Origin of the sequence: Streptomyces inhibens, from assembly GCF_003389455.1 — a bacterium.
Classification (GTDB): Bacteria; Actinomycetota; Actinomycetes; order Streptomycetales; family Streptomycetaceae; genus Streptomyces; species Streptomyces inhibens.
The window spans coordinates 1-1722 of the sequence record NZ_QUAC01000297.1 but is presented as its reverse complement, the minus strand read 5'-3'; the positions used below and the strand labels follow the sequence as shown (position 1 = coordinate 1722).

Here is a 1722-nt window from a genome sequence, read left to right as displayed (position 1 = left end):
TGCCGCGGCGCCGCCCGGCGGTTGTGGGCCTCTTGGCGATGTCGGGTGTCATAGGTGACTGGATAGTCGGGCGGCTTAAGAGGCTTCTAAGAAGATGCTGGTGGGACAGGACAAGGGGGACAGGACAAGGGGGTTGGCCCCCCACTTCAAGGCGGGTCCTCTCGACCGATACCAGGGGGTTGGCTCCAGTGCGAGGTGTGCGGGTAGCCGGATCCCTTCGCGCGGGCCGCTCGGAGATGCTGATCCCGCAAGCCGGTTGCCTCCCCTCGACCAAGCCGGTTGCCTCCCCTCGACCTCCAGGAGCTCCTCGTGTACGAGCGCGAACGCCCCACATTCCGTTCCTCCCGACCCCGTGACAGGACGGCGTGGCCCGTACGCACGACCAGGTACGGGTCCGGTGTCGTCGGGGTGGTCGCGGCGGCCGTGCTGGCCACCACCTTCGCGATACCCGCCGCGGCGGAATCCAAGACCGTGACGGACGCGCGAAGCGACCACCGGGCCGCTCAGGAGGCCATCGACGCCGTGGTCGAGGGCGGGGTGCCCGGAGTGGTCGCGGAGGCCCAACAGGGGCGCAACACCTGGTTCGGCCGCGCCGGCACCGCCGACCTGAATACCGGCGCACCGCGCCGGGCCGAGGACCGGTATCGGGTCGGCTCGATCACCAAGACCTTCATCGCCACGGTGGCACTCCAGCTGGAGGCCGAGGGGAAGCTGAGCCTGGACGACACCGTGGACCACTGGCTGCCCGGCCTGGTCCGGGGCAACGGACACGACGGCACGCACATCACTCTGCGTCAGATCCTCAACCACACCAGCGGGATCTACAGCTACACCGAGGATGAGGGCTTCAAACGTCGGGAGTTCTCCACCGACTTCCTCCGGCACCGCTACGACACCTGGACACCGCGGCAGATCGTCGAACTCGCCATGACCCACCGACCGGACTTCGCGCCCGGCGACCGCTGGCAGTACTCCGACACCAACTACATCCTCGCCGGAATGGTGATCCAAAAGGCCACCGGCCACACCTACGCCCACGAGATCGAGCGCCGCATCCTGCGCCCGCTGCACATGGACTCCACCACGCTGCCGGGCACCGAGTCGCATATGCCCCGGCCCAGCGGTCGCGCGTACTCGAAACTGACCGGGAACCTCGGGGGGCCCGGGGAGCCGGGGAGCGTGACGTACGACGTCACCGGCCTCAACCCCTCCCTCGCCGGCGCCGCAGGCGAGATCGTCTCCACCTCCAGGGATCTCAACCGGTTCTACCGGGCCCTGCTCTCGGGGAAGCTCCTCAAGCCGCGCCAACTGAAGGAGATGACCACCACCGTGCCGGTCGGCGCGGGAACGAACGTCTCCTACGGCCTCGGCCTCATGAAGCTGAAGTCGGCCTGCGGCGACCTGTGGGGCCACAGCGGAGGCATCCAGGGATCCGTCTCGAATTCCCTGGTCACCGCGAACGGCGAGCACGCACTGTCGATCAACTTCAACGGCGACTGGGGCGGCTCCTGGGACCGTATCGTCGAGGCCGAGTTCTGCGGCAAGTGACCCCACCAAGCACCACAGATTCGGAGCGTGTCTCGTTGACTGCCAGGATTTTGACCACACGCGTGGCCGCCGCCTGTGGCACAGTGCTCGCCCGTGCCGCCGGTGACGGGAAGTTCGAGGTGGCTGCCCTCAAGGGTGCCGGCGGCGGCGCTGTCACATCCGGCGACGCCGAAG

1 protein-coding gene is annotated in these 1722 nt (G+C 68.2%); it reads left to right on the top strand.

Annotated features, from left to right (window positions below; genetic code table 11):
• The first annotated feature begins 408 nt into the window (after window positions 1-408).
• Window positions 409-1548 (top strand): serine hydrolase domain-containing protein, encoded by a 1140-nt coding sequence (locus tag DY245_RS33040; RefSeq protein ID WP_425329466.1) that lies wholly within the window; start codon window positions 409-411, stop codon window positions 1546-1548.
• The last annotated feature ends 174 nt before the right edge of the window (window positions 1549-1722 follow it).